The organism is Arthrobacter sp. Soil761, from assembly GCF_001428325.1.
GTDB lineage: Bacteria > Actinomycetota > Actinomycetes > Actinomycetales > Micrococcaceae > Arthrobacter.
Genome location: NZ_LMSF01000029.1, coordinates 434517 through 450915, shown reverse-complemented (window position 1 = coordinate 450915; position 16399 = coordinate 434517). Strand labels below are relative to the sequence as shown.

Here is a 16399-nt window from a genome sequence, read left to right as displayed (position 1 = left end):
CATCCCCTTAGGATTTTCTGCATGACGCAGCAACGCTACCGGGCCCTGGCGGAATGGCCCCTGATGGCGACGGCACTGGTATTTCTCGGCGCGTACGCCTGGCAGGTCATCGGCGGGGTCGAGGGCAGTGGGGCGGACTGGCTTGAGGCGGTCATGTGGGTGACCTGGTTCGTCTTCGTCCTGGACTACTCGGCAAACCTGTGGCTCTCGGCTGACCGGCGGCAGTGGTTCATCCGGAACCTGCACGAGCTGGTGATCGTGGCCTTGCCGTTCTTCCGGCCGCTGCGCCTGCTGCGCCTGGTCACATTGTTGTCCATCCTGCACCGTACCGTGGGCGAAACGCTGCGCGGCCGCGTGGTCACGTATGTGGCGGGGTCCGCGGCGCTGCTGGTTTTTGTCGGTGCGCTGGCTGTGCTGGACGTCGAACAATGGGCGCCGGACGCCAAGATCACCACGTTCGGCGATGCCCTGTGGTGGGCCACCGCAACCATCACCACGGTGGGCTATGGGGACATGTACCCGGTGACGCCCATCGGCCGGCTGGTGGCCACGGCGCTGATGATGAGCGGCATCGCCGTGCTGGGTGTCGTGACGGCGTCCATTGCCTCCTGGCTCGTCCAGCGGGTTGAGGATACAGCGGAAACGGTGGCGGAGGCCGTGGAAGAGCCGCTGCGGGTTGAAGTGACGGAACTGGTGGCCGAGATTGCCTCATTGCGCCGGGAAGTCGCCGAGCTGCGGGAACGCCGGACGCCGTAGAAGCGGGGATTGAGAGATTCCGTTTGGTGGTTGGCCTGCGCCCTCCAGGTCACGGCCGGTGGCAAGTATTGGGCTTCCGGATGCTGAGTAGCTTCGCTGCCGCGGGCGGGTACCGGCCCCGAAAACTCGGGTAATTCCTACTGGTGCCCCGGCCTTGGGGCGATTCCTAGACTCGGGATTCCTAGGACCAACACGCACTGGCAGGTCCCCCGGGTGGCTTCCGGACGTTCCTGCCTTCACGCGGAGTTCCGCATTTTCTGGGTATGCGGATGCCTCCACCCTGTGCCGCCTGCGGCTCCGGCAACTGCCGGGGCCGGCGGTGCAATGACTTCGCCATCCGTCCGGCGCACCGGTGTGCAGCAGCACAACCTGGCTGGACCGAACCCAGATGGGCCAACTCCATGAAACAGCCTTTCATCCCCTCCCCCGAGGGCACCAGCAGAAGCTTCGCCACCGACGAACCACGGACTGACCTCAACACCGGCCGGCCGGTCATCAGCAACAAGTTATGGGCGGGCATGGCCACGGCGGCCGTTGTGGCCGCGGTAGGCGTGGGCGCCATGGCAGCGCCGCCCGCTACCCTCGGCGGAAGCACGACGGCGGCGGCCCAGGTGGCAGAGGCCGCCTCACCACCGTCGCCAAGCGCCGCAGCCGAAACAGCCACGGACGCCGTGGCATCCGGACAAAGCGATCCGGGTGCGGCATCGGCGGTGGCGGCACAGGCTGCTGCGCCGGCCGCCGACCCGGCGCCTGCCCCCGCACCGGCAGCAGCCGAACCTGCGCCGGAACCTGCGCCCGCACCGGCCCCCGCGCCTGCCGGTGACCCCAACGTGTACACCGTGGTCCCGGGCGACACCGTGGGCGCGATTGCTGCCGGCCATGGCGTGGACATGAACGCCATGCTCGCGGCCAACGGGCTCAGCGCCTACAGCATCATCTACCCTGGCCAGACGCTCCTGCTGACCGGTCCGGCCATCGCAGTGGCCGCACCCACCCCGGCTCCGGCCGCGGCACCTGCCGCGGCCCCGGCTCCAGCGGCCGCACCGGCACCTGCTCCGGCTCCCGTCCCGGCTGCGCCTGCAATCCGGACCATTTACGTTGCCGGCTCCGGCGGCCAGTCCATGGTGGACGCCTGCATCGGGCCCATCCACTTCACCCCCAATGACGGCTATTCACTGTTCATCACCGAGCATGATTTCTGCGGCGGCTGGGCCCGGTTCTCCGGGATCAGCGTAGGTGAGACGGTGAGCATCCCGGGCTATGGAACCTTCACGGTAACGGGGCGCGGGACGGTCCCCAATCCCGGAACCACCAACGACGTGATTGCGGTGTTCGGCGGTTTCCCCCGGGCGATCCTGCAGACCTGCATCCCGGGCACCAGCCAGATGCTGCTGATCGCACTGAACTGAAGGCACGTGAACCCAGGAGCTGACCCGGGTTATCAAAAGCTTGTCCGCGGGTCCGAACCTTTTACGGCTTGGATCCGCGGACAAGGCCATGACGTGTCGCCGGCCCTACACCCCGTGGCGCTCCGAGATGTGCTCCACCAGTTCGCCTACGCGCTGTTCGGAGTAGTTGCGCGCAATGTCGCCCTGGCTGATGATGCCCACCAGTTTGTGGTCGGAGATCACCGGGAGCCTGCGGACCTGGTGCTTTTCCATCATGTCGATGGCTGCATCGACGTTGGCGTCGGCGTCGACGCAGTAGGGCTTGCCGGAGGCGAGGTCGCGGGCCATCATCTGGCCCGGGTCACGGCCGGCGGCGACGCACTTGAGCACAATGTCGCGGTCGGTGATCATGCCCTTCAACTTGCCGTCATCCCCGCAGATGGGGAGGGCGCCGCAGTCCAGGTCCTGCATCATCCGGGCGGCGTCCACAAGGGACTCGCCTTCACGGATACATCGCGCATCCGTGGTCATGAATTCACGTACAGCACTCATTGAATCCTCCTTCATCGATGGATTTATCGACGCAGGGCATCGGGGCACGTGCGCCGATTCTGTCAGACTACGCCCGCACCCCCATGGTGTCGACGACGGTTTGGCACCGTTTCCAGGCGGCCTCCGACCCTGCCTGAAGACACGAAAAAGCCCCCGGAACCTGGTGGTTCCGGAGGCTTTCCTTGGGTGGCAGATGAGGGATTCGAACCCCCGTAGGCGTTGCCAGCTGATTTACAGTCAGCCCCCTTTGGCCGCTCGGGTAATCTGCCGAACTTCAAAAGAAGTACCCGCTGATGCAGTGTTCAGAGCGTCCGTTTCCGTCCGTTCCGCTTCAGTAACCGCGGGCAAGACAACTTTACAGAACTTCCGCCGAAGAATCGAATCGAGCCCCGGGCAGCCCCAAAAGCCGCGGAACAGCCCCGGAAAACCGCTGTTTTATGCCTCCTGGCCCAGGATGCGTCCGGCCAGCTTGGCCTCGAAGCTCAGGGCCTGCTCCTCGGTGATCTGGTTCAGCTGCACGGCCCGCTGAAGGTCCGCCCGTACCCCGTCCATGCGGGAGGAGGCGTCGGCCACCGGGCTGAAGATGATGGAGGCTGCCAGCGCTGCCGCCGCCACCGAGGTCGCCGCCGTGGCCACCGCCCCTGCTGCTGCTGATGTGGTCCGGGTGACATAACGGGCGGCCTTGCGGTGCATGGTGTTCCTCTCGAACTTCAGTACAACTGCTCCAACTCTCGCCAGCGCGCCTTCGTTCCCCCGGTGCGTCCGCTGAGAGGGAACTGTGAATCCGCGGCCCCCACCGGTCCGGGCATCCGTACTAGGCTGGATTCCAGTGATCCTGGCCCTGTTCCGCACGGGGCGCCCCATCAACAAAGGAGAGTCATGGCAGGCGAGTCAACGTTCGACGTCGTAAGCAAAGTGGACAAGCAGGAAGTGGCCAACGCGCTCAACCAGGCCCAGAAGGAACTCGCCCAGCGCTACGACTTCAAGGGCGTCGGGGCCGAGGTGGACTTCAGCGGCGAGAAGATCCTCATGAAGGCCAACTCCGAGGAACGCGTCCTGGCGGTCCTGGACGTACTGCAGTCCAAGCTGATCCGCCGCGGAATCTCACTAAAGTCGCTGGATACCGGCGAGCCCTACGCATCCGGCAAGGAGTTCCGACTGGAAGCCTCCATCAAGGAAGGCATTGCGCAGGACCTGGCCAAGAAGATCAACAAGCTGATCCGGGACGAGGCGCCCAAATCGGTGAAGTCCCAGATCCAGGGCGACGAACTGCGGGTCTCCTCCAAGTCCCGCGATGACCTGCAGGCCACCATGGCGCTGCTGAAGGACTTCGAGGAAGCCGACCTGCAGTTTGTGAACTTCCGCAGCTAGCCCTCCCCGCCGTCGATTTCGACGCGGATAATTTCCTCCGCTACGCCTAACGGCCGGCGCACCCGATATACGGGGGGCGCCGGCCTTTTTGCGTGTCGCGGGCGGCTTTGCGTCTTGCGGACGGCCTTGCGTGTCGCGGGCGGCTTTGCGTCTTGCGGACGGCTTTGCGTGTGGCGGGCGGCTTGGCGTGTCGCGGGCGGCGGAGCCGGTCGCCGATTCCGCTGCGGCCCCGTCATGCGTAACGAACGCGAAATTACAGCACGTTTAGTTTGCGTAATTGCCGGCGCCGGGTAATCTCATCCTTAGGCCTGCCTAAGTAAGGCTTACCTGAGCGAAAGAACCTCCATGACTGCCAACTACCTGATCGGCCTGCGCGAAGGACTCGAAGCCACCCTGGTGGTGGTCCTCCTCATGGCCTACCTGGCCAAGACAAACCGCCGCCACCTCATCCCCCGGCTGTGGACAGGCGTTGCGGCGGCCATGGCTGTCTCCGTCGGATTCGGGGCCCTCCTGACCTTCGGCCCCAAGGGCCTCACGTTTGAGGCGCAGGAGGCGATTGGCGGCAGCCTGTCCATCCTCGCCGTCGGCCTGGTCACCTGGATGGTCTTCTGGATGGCCCGCACCGCGCGGACACTCGGCAGCGACCTGAAGTCGCGCGTTGACCGGTCCGCAGGCGGGGCCGGTTGGGGCCTGGCCGTGGTGGCAGCCATCGCCGTGGGACGGGAAGGCCTGGAAACGGCCCTCTTCCTGTGGGCGGCGGCCAAGGCCACCGGTGAGACCACCCAGCCACTGCTGGGCGCCCTGCTTGGCCTGGCAACCGCGGCCGGCCTGGGCTACCTGCTGCACCGCGGCGTCCTGAAGGTCAATCTCTCCCGCTTTTTCACCTGGACCGGCGCCGCCCTGATCGTCATCGCCGGCGGCGTGCTGTCCTACGGCGTCCATGATCTCCAGGAGGCCCGGCTCCTTCCGGGCCTGCACTCCCTGGCGTTCGATATCAGCGCCGCGGTACCGCCGTCATCCTGGTACGGCACCCTGCTCAAGGGCACCCTGAACTTCTCCCCGGCTACCACCTGGCTGGAAGCCGCGGCGTGGCTTGTGTACGTACTGCCGGTGCTGTTCCTCTACCTGCGCACGCACTTCACGTCGGTGCCGCCAGGCAGGACCATGGCCGGCAACAACCACACCGCCAAAGCCCCGGCCGCTGCCTGACCGCCTGCTTGACCGCCAAAAGACCTCCGCACCCGCACCCAAAGGACAACCCAATGCCCGGCTTCACCCTGCCCAAAACACCCCGGTACGTCTTCCGAAACAAGCCCGCCGCCCTTGCCGCCGCCGTCGTGGCCGTCCCTCTGCTCCTCACCGGCTGCACGGACAACACCAAGGCAGCGGACACCTCGGGTGGCGCCATCGAGGTTGTCAGCTCAAATACCGAGTGCAAGGTCTCGGCCGGCAGCGTGCCCAGCGGAAACCTCAGCTTCTCCGTGAAGAACGAGGGCACGGAGGTCACCGAGTTCTACCTGCTGGCAGCGGACGGGCTGCGCATCCTGGGCGAGGTGGAGAACATCGGCCCCGGCCTGACCCGCAACCTGGTGGTCACCGCCCCGGCAGGCACCTACACGACAGCCTGCAAGCCGGGCATGGAAGGCGACGGGATCAGGGGCGCCCTGGAAGTCACCCAGTCCGGAAACCAGCCGTCGGCCGACACGGACTTCCAGCACCTCCTGGACACCGCCACCGGGCAGTACGCCTCCTACGTCAAGGACCAGAGCGAGCAGCTGCTCACCGGCACCCAGCAGTTCGCCGCCGCCTTCGCGGCCGGCAACGCGGAGGAGGCGCGCTCCCTGTACGCGGCAAGGCGCCAGCACTGGGAACGGATCGAGCCCGTGGCCGAGTCCTTTGGGGACCTGGACCCGCAACTTGATGCCCGTGAAGCCGATCTCGAACCGGGCCAGGAGTGGACCGGCTGGCACCGTGCCGAGAAGGACCTGTTCCCGCCGGCGGACTACACGGCGTTGACGGCAGCGGAACGGTCCTCGATCGCAGACCGGATGGTGGCCGACACCAAGGACCTGGTGGAGCGCACCCGCACCCTGGAGATTTCCGCGGACATGCTGGGCAACGGCGCCAAGGAACTGCTGGACGAGGTTGCCACCGGAAAGGTGACCGGGGAGGAGGAGATCTGGTCGCACACGGATCTTTGGGACTTCCAGGCGAACGTCGACGGCGCCCGCATCGCCTTCGAAAGCCTGAAGCCTGCTTTGCTTCGGAAGGACGCTGCCCTGGCCTCCTCCCTGGATGAGAAATTCGCCGCACTGCAGGCGGAGCTGGCCACGCACGCCCAGGGCACTGGCTTCGCCTCCTACGACAAGCTGGCCCCTGAGCAGGTCCAGCGGCTGGCGTCACTGGTTGACGCGCTCGGCGAACCGCTGTCCCGGCTGACGGCGGCGGTGGTCCTGTGACCGGCTGCCCCTTTGGCGGCCGGCCGCCGGAGACCTCCGCGCCGGATGAACCTGCCGCTTCACCTGGGGCGCCGCAGGATGGCGGGGACCGGGAACAGCCGACGGCGGGAGCCCGCCTGAGCAGGCGCGGCCTGTTTGGCATCGCCGGACTGGGCGGTGCGGCAGCGGGGCTCGCCGCAGGCTTCCTGGGGCACGACGCCGTGGCCGCCTCTGCCGCGCGGCCGGCCGCCGACAGCCCGGTGGTCCCCTTCCACGGCGACCACCAGGCCGGCATCACCACCCCCGCCCAGGACCGCCTGCACATGGCCGCGTTCGACGTCACCACGACGAAGCGTGAGGAACTGGTCCAGCTGCTCAAGGACTGGACGCGGGCTGCGGAAGCACTGACCGAGGGCCGCCCGGCGGGCGCAACCGGCGCCGTGGACGGACCCTATGGCGCCCCTCCGGAGGACACCGGCGAGGCGCTGGACCTCAACGCGGGAAAGCTGACCCTGACCTTCGGCTTCGGCGCCGGCCTGTTCGAAAAGGACGGCGTGGCCCGCTTCGGACTGGAAGGACGCCGGCCCGAGGCCCTGGCCGACCTGCCGCACTTCCCCGGCGACGACCTGGACCCCGCCCGCAGCGGCGGCGACCTGGTGGTGCAGGCCTGCGCGGACGACCCCCAGGTGGCGGTGCACGCCATCCGGAACCTGGCGCGGATCGGCTTCGGCAAGGTGCGGGTCAGGTGGTCCCAGCTGGGCTTCGGCCGGACATCGTCCACGTCCCGCACGCAGCAGACCCCGCGGAACCTCTTCGGGTTCAAGGACGGCACCAACAACCTGAAGGTGGAGGACCAGCAACTGCTGGACCAGCATGTGTGGGCAGCGGCCGCCCGGCCCCAGGATGCTTGGATGGCAGGCGGCAGCTACCTGGTGGCCCGCCGGATCCGCATGCACATCGAGATCTGGGACCGCACGTCCCTGGGCGAACAGGAAGGCCTGATCGGCCGGACCAAGGGAACGGGTGCACCCCTGTCCGGCGGCGGGGAGTTCACCGAGCCCGATTTCGCGCGGCAGGGCAAGGGCGGAAAACCCCTGATCCCCCTCGATTCCCACATGCGGATGGCACATCCCAGCCAGAACAGCGGGGTGCGGATGCTGCGCCGGGGCTACAACTACACCGACGGTTCCGACGGCCTGGGGCACCTGGACGCCGGGCTGTTCTTCATTGCGTTCGTCACCGATCCACGGACCCACTATGTCCCCATGCAGATGGCGATGGCCAAGGGCGACACCCTGGCGGTGGAGTACCTGAAGCACACGGGCTCCGGACTTTTCGCGGTGCCGGGCGGGGTGAAGCCCGGCGGCTTCATCGGCGAAGGCCTCTTCGCGTAGCGGGACCGCCCATGCCGGCCCCGCCCCGCCGTCGTTCCCGACGCGCCAAAGGCTAACCGCTGCGCAGGTTCCTTGGCGCACCCGAAATACCAGGGGCGCCAAGGAATCTGCGCAGCGAAAATGATTGTGCGCGTCGCCGGCGAAGGCGCGCGTCGCTGCTGAAGGCAGGGCGTCGGCATACAGGGCGACGGCGGGCAACCGGCTACGGCTGCCGGCCGGCCATCCGCTCCAGCCGGGCGATCCGGTCCCGCATGGGCGGGTGGGTGGCGAACAGCTTGTTCATGGCGCCGCCGCGGAAGGGGTTGGCGATCATGAGGTGGGAGGCGTTGACCAGCCGCTGGTCCTGCGGCAGGGGCGCGATGGTGACGCCGCGTTCGATCTTGGCCAGTGCCGAGGCGAGCGCCAGCGGATCGCCGGTGAGCTGCGAACCGTCCTCGTCCGCGTCGTACTCCCTGGTGCGGGAGATGGCCATCTGGATCAGCGACGCCGCGAACGGCGCCAGCAGTGCCATGGCGATCATGGCCAGGGGGTTGGCGTTGCGCCGGTCACCGCCGCCGAAGAACAGCAGCATCTGCCCCACGGACGTGATGACGCCCGCGACGGCGGCAGCCACGGATGAGGTGAGGATGTCCCGGTTGTAGACGTGCATCAGTTCGTGTCCCAGGACGCCGCGGAGTTCACGGGCGTCCAGGAGCTGGAGGATGCCCTCGGTGCAGCAGACCGCGGCATTTTGCGGATTGCGTCCGGTGGCGAACGCGTTGGGGTTCATGGTGGGCGACACATAGATGCGCGGCATGGGCTGGTTGGCGCGCATCGAAAGCTCGCGGACAATCTGGTAGAGCTGCGGCGCCTGGGCTTCGGAGACCGGGATGGCCTGCATGGCCCGGATGGCAATCTTGTCGCTGTTCCAGTACCCGTAGAAGGTGGTGCCGACGCCGATCAGGGCCATGATCCAGATGGGGGCCGAGCTGCGTGTCCCCACGCCGATGAGCCCGCCAAGGCCCAGCAGCACCGCCCACAGCACCCCGAACAGTGCCGCGGTCTTCAGTCCGTTGTGATGGTTATGCACGTTTCCTCCTCGTTAAAAGGAACGGCCGGCTAGGGAACCGGGTTCCGCGCATCGTACGTCCGGAAGCCCGGCTGCAGTTTCGCCGCCAGCAAGGCCCCCGCAATACACAGCGCACCGCCGAGCAGCAGGACCCAGCCCTCATTCAAAATCTTAGTCGCGCCACCCGCCAGCAGGTCCCCGATTCGAGGGCCGCCGGCCACCACCACGATGAACACGCCCTGCAGCCGGCCGCGGAGGTGGTCAGGGGCCGCGGCCTGCAGGATGGTGTTGCGGTAGACGCTGCTGATGGAGTCGGCAATGCCTGCAAGGACACAGCAGACGGCGGCGGGCAGGAGCCACAGGGTCACCGCCCCGGCCGGCGCGGGACCGGCCAGCAGCACCACCAGGCCGAACGCCCCGATGGACGCGCCCCAGCCCATCACCGAAACGACGACGGCGGTCCCCTGGCGGCGCACGCTGCCCAGCGGACCGGAGAACAAGCCGGCCAGGAAGGCCCCGACGGCGGTGCAGGCCAGCAGGATGCCCACGGTTGCCTCGCCGCCGCCGATCATGAGGGCCGCGACGGCGGGCAGCAGCGCCCGCGGCTGGGCAAGGACCATGGCGATGAGGTCGATGATGAAGGTCATGCGGAGGTTGGGCCGCGTGCCAAGGAACCGGAACCCCTCGATGACGGAGCGGATCCCCGCCTTGCTGTGTCCACCGGTGGGCGGCATGGGTGGCAGCCGGTAGACAGCCCATAAGACGAAGGCAAAGCTCACGAAGTCGATGGTGTAGGTCCAGCCGAACCCGAGCCACGCCACCAGGAGGCCGGCCAGCAGCGGCCCCGCGGTCATGGCAAGGCCCAGGGTCAGCATGCTCAGCGCGTTGGCGGCCGGCAGGAGTTCCTTGCGGATGAGCGTGGGGATGATGGCGCTGCGTGCCGGCTGGTTGATGGCCTGGGCCCCGCTTTGCAGTGCCACCAGCAGGTACAGCACCCACACGTTGCCGAGCTGCACCCAGGCCTGCAGTGCGATCAGGCCGGTGGTCAGCCAGAGCACGGTGGTGGCCAGCAGGGCAATCCGCCTGCGGTCGTGGGCGTCGGCGATGGAGCCGCCCATCAGGCCACCGATCACGAGGGGAACCAGCGCGAAGATGCCCAGCAGGCCCACGTAGAAGCTGTCCTGCGTCAGGCGGTACACCTCGAGGCTCACTGCCACCAGGGTGAGCTGGCTGCCGACGGCGGACACCGCCGATCCGAGCCACAACCGGCGGAATGCCGGGCTTTCCCTGAGCGGTGTGACATCGGCAAGCAGTTTCCCCACCCCGTAACACTAGCGGGCGACACGGGAAGGTAAGCCACGCCTTATTGTGAGTTGCTAAAAATAAGTGTTTCAATGGAGCCATGATGGAGCACTTTGACGGCCAGGAAGCGTGGGCTGCAGCCCTGCGCGCCCACGGCCGCAGGGTGACCAAGCAGCGGCTGGCCGTCCTTGCCGCCGTCGAACGCCACCCCCACTCGCCTGCCGAAAGCATCCTTGCCGCCGCCCGGGCCGAGCTGCCCGAACTGACGGCCCAGTCCGTCTATGTAGTCCTCGGCGACCTGACGGACCTGCACATGCTGCGCCGCTTCGAGCCGCCGCACTCCCCTGCCCTGTATGAGACGCGCGTGGGCGACAACCACCACCACGCCATCTGCATCAGCTGCGGCCGGGTGGAGGACGTGGACTGCGCCGTCGGCCACGCCCCCTGCCTCACGCCGCACTGGAACCCGGACGCCAAGCCCATGACCATCCAGATCGCGGACGTCATGTACCAGGGCATCTGCCAGGAATGCCAGCAGGCCCAGCAACTTCCTCCCCACAGTCCCTCGCAAGAAAAAGAGAAATAGGAGAACAATGACTGCCGTTTCCACAACCCAGTCAGGCGCGCCGGTTACATCCGACGCTCACTCGAAGTCAGTTGGTGCCGATGGTGCCATCATCCTGACCGACCACTACCTCGTTGAAAAGCTCGCGCAGTTCAACCGCGAGCGGGTTCCGGAGCGCGTAGTGCACGCCAAGGGCGGCGGCGCATTCGGCACGTTCAAGACCACCGAAGACATCTCCAAGTACACCAAGGCCGCGTTCCTGCAGCCCGGCGTCGAGACCGAGATGCTGATCCGCTTCTCCTCCGTCGCGGGCGAGAACGGCTCCCCGGACACCTGGCGCGACCCCCGCGGTTTCGCCGTGAAGTTCTACACCACCGAGGGCAACTACGACCTCGTGGGCAACAACACCCCCGTCTTCTTCATCCGCGACGGCATCAAATTCCCGGACTTCATCCACTCCCAGAAGCGCCTGCCGGGCACGCACCTCCGCGACGCCGACATGCAGTGGGACTTCTGGACCCTGTCCCCCGAGTCCGCCCACCAGGTCACCTGGCTCATGGGTGACCGCGGCCTGCCGGCCTCCTGGCGCGAAATGCAGGGCTACGGCTCGCACACCTACCAGTGGATTAACGAAGCCGGTGAGCGCTTCTGGGTCAAGTACCACTTCAAGTCCAACCAGGGCGTGAACTCCATGAGCTCCGAGCAGGCCGAACAGCTGGCCGGCTCTGACGCGGACTTCTACATCCGCGACCTGTCCGAGAACATCGCCGCGGGCAACTTCCCGTCCTGGGACCTGCACGTGCAGGTCATGCCGTACGAGGATGCCAAGACCTACCGCTTCAACCCGTTCGACCTGACCAAGGTGTGGCCGCACGGCGACTACCCGCTGATCAAGGTGGGCACCATGGAGCTGAACCGGAACCCGGAGAACTACTTCGCGCAGATCGAGCAGGCCACCTTCGCGCCGTCGAACTTCGTGCCGGGCATCGCCGCCTCGCCGGACAAGATGCTGCAGGCCCGCATCTTCTCCTACGCGGACGCACACCGCTACCGCGTGGGCACCAACCACGCGCAGATCCCGGTGAACCAGCCCAAGAACCAGGTCAACAACTACAGCCAGGACGGTGCCGGACGTTACCTGTTCAACGCCCCCTCCGTTCCGGTCTACGCACCCAACTCCGTGGGCGGCCCGGCTGCCGTTGAGCCGCAGAACCCGGCCGGCGGCTGGGAGAACGACGGCGAGCTGACCCTTGCCGCGCACTCCCTCCACGCCGAGGACAGCGACTTCGTCCAGGCCGGCGCGCTGTACCGCGAGGTCTACGACGAGGCAGCAAAGGCCCGCTTCCTGGAGACCATCACCGGTGCCGTGGGCGGCGTCCAGAGCCCGGGCATCAAGGAACGCGCCATCCAGTACTGGACCAACGTTGATGCCGAACTCGGCGCCAAGCTGCGCGCCAACCTCGGCGCAGGGGATGCCCCCTCCGCTCCGGCCTCGGATGCAGAGTCCGCCAACAAGATCGGCTGACCAGGCTTCCTGCCGGCTGAACCGAAAGAACACCCCGTCACGGGCCTCCGTGGCGGGGTGTTCTGCAGTCGGGCCGCTTTTGCACATACGGCGGCGTAGACCTGGCTGGTTGCGGGCGGCAGCCCTACGCTCCGTAGATGAACACTTTCGCAGGCATCCCCGTCGAAGCTTTCCGCTTCTACGCACAGCTGGAGGACAACAACAACCGCGACTGGTGGCTGGCACACAAGGCAACGTACGAGGAATCAGTCAAGGCACCACTCACCCTCCTGCTCTCCGAGCTGGAACCCGAGTTCGGACCGGCCAAGCTTTTCCGCCCCAACCGCGACGTCCGCTTCTCACTGGACAAGTCGCCCTACAAAACTGCCCAGGGAGCATTCGCTGCGCGCCAGGAAGGCGTGGGTTTCTATCTCCAAATCAATGCTGACGGGCTGTTGATCGGTGGGGGCTACCACTCCCACACTCCCGCCCAGCTGGCACGGTTCCGCGCGGCCGCCGACGCTTCCGCCAGCGGCGCCGCCCTGCAGGACATTGTTGATGCCGTGGCCGGCGCCGGTTTTGCCATCGAGGGCGAGACGCTGAAAACCGTCCCGCGGGGATTCGACAAAGACCATCCCCGCGCCGAACTGCTCAAGCACAAATCGCTCTCCGCCGGAGTCGAGGTGGGCCGGCCGGAGTGGGTCTCCACACCCGCCGCGAAGGAGCGGATCGCGGAACGGTGGCGGCAGCTCCGGCCGCTCGTGGAATGGGTGGGCCGGTACGCGGCGCCCTGAAACGCGGCTGCCGGAAATGCGGCTGCCCGCCCGGCACAGGCCGGGCGGGCAGTTCAGGAGGAGTGGTCGCGGGCTGTCAGGTGCGGCTCAGCTCATCCTCGTCGTCCCGTTCGGCGGCGGGGGCTGCAGCGGAACCCGCGGCGCCGTTGACGCTGGCGTTGGCCTCGGCGAAGCGCTCGTTGAGCCGGGAGTGCCGCTGTCCGTACGCGAAGTAGATCGCCAGGCCAATGACCAGCCAGAAGGCAAAGAAGATCCAGGTCTCCACGGCGAGGTTGGTCATCAGGTACAGGCACAGCACCGCGGAGACAACCGGCAGTACCTTGCCGAACGGGACGCGGAAGGCGGGCTTCAGGTCGGGGCGCTTCCTGCGGAGCACCAGGATGCCCAGGCTGACCACCACGAACGCGGACAGCGTGCCGATGTTGATCATTTCCTCGAGCAGGTCCACGTTGGTCAGGCCTGCCACCAGGGCAACCGCGGCGCCGCAGATGATCTGGAGGCGCGCCGGGGTGGAACGCTTGTCGCTGGTCTTGGACAGCGACCGGGGCAGCAGTCCGTCGCGGCTCATGGCCAGCACCACGCGGGACAGGCCCATGAGGAGCACCATGATCACGGTGGTCAGGCCCACCAGGGAACCGAAGGCGATGACCTTGGCGGCGGACGTGTCGCCCACGGCCTCGAAGGCAGTGGTGAGGGTGGGGCTCTTGGCCTCGGCCAGCTGGGTGTAGGACACCATGCCGGTCAGGGCCAGGGACACGAGGATGTAGAGCAGCGTCACCAGGGCCAGGCCGCCAAAGATGCCGCGGGGCAGCGTCTTCTGCGGGTTCTTGACTTCCTCGGCGGAGGTTGCCACCACGTCGAATCCGATGAAGGCGAAGAACACCAGTGCGGCCCCGGCGAAGATGCCCATGGTGCCGTACTGGGCGGGCGCGGCACCGGTCAGGAAGCCGAAGAAGGACTGCTTCAGGACGTCCGCGGCGCCGGTGCCTGCCGTGGGCTGGGCGGCGGGAACGAACGGGCTGTAGTTCTCCAGCTTCACGTAGGTGAAGCCCACCACGATCACGAACAGCACCACGCCGATCTTGATCAGGGTGAAGATGTTGCCCACGCGGGCGGACAGCTTGGTGCCCAGCACCAGCAGCACGGTGAAGATGGCCACGATCAGGAAGGCGCCCCAGTAGAGGTCCACGCCGCCCAGCGAGAGGGCCGGCGGGATGTCGAGGCCCGTGAGGGCAAACACCTTGCTGAGGTAGATGCCCCAGTACTTGGCGATGACGGCGGCGGCCGTGAACAGCTCGAGGATAAGGTTCCAGCCGATGATCCAGGCAAGGAGTTCGCCCATGGTGGCGTAGGTGAAGACGTAGGCCGATCCGGCCACGGGGATGGCGGTGGCGAACTCGGCGTAGCACATGATGGCCAGCGCGCACGTGACGGCGGCGATGGCGAAGGAGACGGTGACGGCGGGGCCCGCGAAGTTGGCAGCGGCCTTGGCGCCCACCGAGAAGATACCGGCGCCCACAGCAACGGCGACGCCCATGATCATGAGGTCCCAGGTGCTGAGGGAACGCTTGAGTTTGCGCCCTGGCTCATCGGCGTCGGCAATCGACTGCTCGATGGATTTTGTCCGCAGAAGATTCATAAGGGGGGTCACAATCCTGGTTTGTGATGGAAACAGACCTATCAACGATAGTGTCCATCCACTGGACGGCCCCAATCGTCCCGAATAGTGAGACGGCCTCTGCGCCGAATATTCTTCCGCCAACGCACTCGGGGCCCTCCTAATGGAGAGCCCCGACGCGTAAAGCGTCGAACTTGCTAGGCAGGCCAGTCCATCAGCGTTGACCGGATCAGGAAGCGTTTGCCCTCCGGCGCTTCCACCGAAAAGCCGCTCCCCCGGCCCGGTACAACGTCCACGGTCAGGTGGGTGTGGCTCCAGTAATTGAACTGTTCCCGGGACATCCAGAACTCCAGCGGAAGTGGCTGCAGGCCGTCGGACAGGTCGAACAGCCCCAGCAGGACGTCCGAGTCCCCCGTGATGAAGTCCCCTGCCGGGTAACACATGGGTGAGGACCCGTCGCAGCAGCCTCCGGACTGGTGGAACATGAGCGGTCCGTGCCGGTCCCAGAGCATCCGCAGCAGGTCCACGGCCGCCGGCGTGAGCGCCACCCGGGAAAAGTCTTCCCCGGGCAGCGTCACGGCGGCATCCATCCCGTGGTCCGGCATCAGAACCTCAGCACCACGCGGCCGTCGATCTTGGCGTGCTTCATCTCATCGAAGACGGCGTTGACCTCGGAGAGCTCCCGGACGGACACTGTGGGGCGGATCTTTCCCCTGGCGTAGAAATCCAGCGCTTCCTCAAGGTCCTGCCGGGTTCCGACGATGGAACCGCGGACCGTCAGCCCCTTGAGCACGATGTCGAAGATCGGCGCCGGAAAGTCCCCCGGAGGCAGTCCATTGAACACGATGGTGCCGCCCCTGCGGGCCATGCCAATGGCCTGTCCGAACGCTGACGGATGCACCGCCGTAACCAGCACCCCATGGCACCCTCCTGTTTCACGCTGGATCACCTCTACCGGATCTTCATGCAGCGCGTTGACGGTCACTTCCGCTCCGTGGGCCCTGGCCAGGGCCAACTTGTCGTCGGCGACGTCCACGGCGGCCACCCGCAGGCCCATGGCGACGGCGTACTGGACGGCGATGTGCCCCAGCCCTCCGATGCCGGAGATGGTGGCCCACTGCCCCGGCCGGGTTTCGGTCATCTTCAGGCCCTTGTAGACGGTGACGCCGGCACAGAGCACCGGCGCCACCTCGACGGGGTCGGATCCCGCCGGTATGCGCGCCGCGAAGCGTGAATCCACGAGCATGTACTCCCCGAAGGACCCGTCCACCGTGTAGCCGCCGTTCTGCTGGGCCTCGCAGAGGGTCTCCCAGCCGGTGCGGCAGTACTGGCAGTCGCCGCAGGCGGACCACAGCCAGGCGTTGCCCACCACGTCTCCGATGCGGAGGTCGGTGACGCCTTCACCCAGTGCCACCACCTCCCCCACGCCCTCGTGGCCGGGAACGAACGGCGGGGCGGGTTTGACTGGCCAGTCCCCTTCTGCTGCGTGGAGGTCGGTGTGGCATACGCCGGTGGTCAAGACCTTGACCAGTGCCTGGCCGGGCCCGGGTACCGGCATGGCGACGTCCTGGACGGACAGGTCGGCACCGAATTTGGTTACTACTGCTGCTTGCATTGTCGTCGTCATTGGCGAAATCCTTGCGTCGTTGTGGCGGGGGGTAGTGCTGGC

General features: G+C 66.9%; 16 protein-coding genes and 1 tRNA gene. 9 read left to right on the top strand and 8 right to left on the bottom strand.

Features of this window, described 5'->3' with window-relative positions; all coding sequences use genetic code 11:
- The first annotated feature begins 21 nt into the window (after window positions 1-21).
- Window positions 22-756: an ion channel gene (locus tag ASG79_RS18495; RefSeq protein ID WP_056393056.1), complete on the top strand. Its 735-nt coding sequence runs from the start codon at window positions 22-24 to the stop codon at window positions 754-756.
- 401 nt (window positions 757-1157) lie between these two features.
- Window positions 1158-2165 (top strand): LysM peptidoglycan-binding domain-containing protein, encoded by a 1008-nt coding sequence (locus tag ASG79_RS18490; protein ID WP_056393054.1) that lies wholly within the window; start codon window positions 1158-1160, stop codon window positions 2163-2165.
- Window positions 2166-2270: 105 nt separating this feature from the next.
- On the opposite strand, the gene ASG79_RS18485 is transcribed toward ASG79_RS18490, so the two are convergent.
- The 3 genes from ASG79_RS18485 to ASG79_RS18475 all read right to left on the bottom strand — a co-directional run bounded on the left by ASG79_RS18485 (window position 2271) and on the right by ASG79_RS18475 (window position 3389).
- Window positions 2271-2696, bottom strand: coding sequence for a CBS domain-containing protein (locus ASG79_RS18485; protein ID WP_056393052.1), 426 nt, complete (start codon window positions 2694-2696; stop codon window positions 2271-2273).
- Window positions 2697-2883: 187 nt separating this feature from the next.
- Window positions 2884-2965 (bottom strand) — tRNA-Tyr (locus tag ASG79_RS18480).
- 166 nt (window positions 2966-3131) lie between these two features.
- Window positions 3132-3389, bottom strand: coding sequence for a hypothetical protein (locus ASG79_RS18475; RefSeq protein ID WP_018769044.1), 258 nt, complete (start codon window positions 3387-3389; stop codon window positions 3132-3134).
- 186 nt (window positions 3390-3575) lie between these two features.
- Between ASG79_RS18475 and ASG79_RS18470 the strand changes: the two genes are divergently transcribed.
- From ASG79_RS18470 to efeB, 4 genes are all read left to right on the top strand, one after another.
- Window positions 3576-4067 (top strand): YajQ family cyclic di-GMP-binding protein, encoded by a 492-nt coding sequence (locus ASG79_RS18470; protein ID WP_018769043.1) that lies wholly within the window; start codon window positions 3576-3578, stop codon window positions 4065-4067.
- Between the two features lie 345 nt (window positions 4068-4412).
- Window positions 4413-5276: an iron uptake transporter permease EfeU gene (efeU, locus tag ASG79_RS18465; RefSeq protein WP_056393051.1), complete on the top strand. Its 864-nt coding sequence runs from the start codon at window positions 4413-4415 to the stop codon at window positions 5274-5276.
- A gap of 53 nt (window positions 5277-5329) precedes the next feature.
- The gene (gene efeO, locus ASG79_RS18460; RefSeq protein ID WP_056393050.1) at window positions 5330-6526 is read left to right on the top strand and encodes an iron uptake system protein EfeO; all 1197 of its coding nucleotides are present in this window, start codon (window positions 5330-5332) and stop codon (window positions 6524-6526) included.
- Window positions 6523-7899 carry an iron uptake transporter deferrochelatase/peroxidase subunit gene (gene efeB / locus ASG79_RS18455; RefSeq protein WP_056393048.1) on the top strand — a complete coding sequence of 459 codons (1377 nt, stop codon included), beginning with the start codon at window positions 6523-6525 and terminating at the stop codon, window positions 7897-7899. The genes efeO and efeB overlap by 4 nt, the downstream gene beginning before the upstream one ends.
- Before the next feature lie 202 nt (window positions 7900-8101).
- On the opposite strand, the gene htpX is transcribed toward efeB, so the two are convergent.
- On the bottom strand, window positions 8102-8968 hold the full coding sequence (gene htpX / locus ASG79_RS18450) for a zinc metalloprotease HtpX (protein WP_056393047.1): 867 nt from the start codon (window positions 8966-8968) through the stop codon (window positions 8102-8104).
- 29 nt (window positions 8969-8997) lie between these two features.
- Complete coding sequence (locus ASG79_RS18445; RefSeq protein ID WP_026265730.1) at window positions 8998-10269, bottom strand: MFS transporter; 1272 nt, start codon at window positions 10267-10269, stop codon at window positions 8998-9000.
- 80 nt (window positions 10270-10349) lie between these two features.
- Here ASG79_RS18445 and ASG79_RS18440 point away from each other — a divergent pair, with 80 nt between their 5' ends.
- From ASG79_RS18440 to ASG79_RS18430, 3 genes are all read left to right on the top strand, one after another.
- Window positions 10350-10835, top strand: coding sequence for a Fur family transcriptional regulator (locus tag ASG79_RS18440; RefSeq protein WP_018769037.1), 486 nt, complete (start codon window positions 10350-10352; stop codon window positions 10833-10835).
- Window positions 10836-10842: 7 nt separating this feature from the next.
- On the top strand, window positions 10843-12339 hold the full coding sequence (locus ASG79_RS18435) for a catalase (protein WP_018769036.1): 1497 nt from the start codon (window positions 10843-10845) through the stop codon (window positions 12337-12339).
- Window positions 12340-12476: 137 nt separating this feature from the next.
- Window positions 12477-13112 (top strand): DUF2461 domain-containing protein, encoded by a 636-nt coding sequence (locus tag ASG79_RS18430; protein ID WP_018769035.1) that lies wholly within the window; start codon window positions 12477-12479, stop codon window positions 13110-13112.
- Between the two features lie 76 nt (window positions 13113-13188).
- Here the strand turns inward: ASG79_RS18430 and ASG79_RS18425 are convergent, their stop codons facing one another.
- The 3 genes from ASG79_RS18425 to adhP form a co-directional block, all read right to left on the bottom strand.
- A complete protein-coding gene (locus ASG79_RS18425) occupies window positions 13189-14751 on the bottom strand; it encodes an amino acid permease (protein WP_056393045.1) in 1563 nt (520 codons plus the stop codon).
- A 176-nt stretch (window positions 14752-14927) separates the two neighbouring features.
- The gene (locus tag ASG79_RS18420; protein ID WP_026265729.1) at window positions 14928-15335 is read right to left on the bottom strand and encodes a DUF779 domain-containing protein; all 408 of its coding nucleotides are present in this window, start codon (window positions 15333-15335) and stop codon (window positions 14928-14930) included.
- Window positions 15335-16357 (bottom strand): alcohol dehydrogenase AdhP, encoded by a 1023-nt coding sequence (gene adhP / locus ASG79_RS18415; RefSeq protein ID WP_186447799.1) that lies wholly within the window; start codon window positions 16355-16357, stop codon window positions 15335-15337. Before adhP ends, ASG79_RS18420 begins: the two co-directional genes overlap by 1 nt.
- Window positions 16358-16399: the final 42 nt, after the last annotated feature.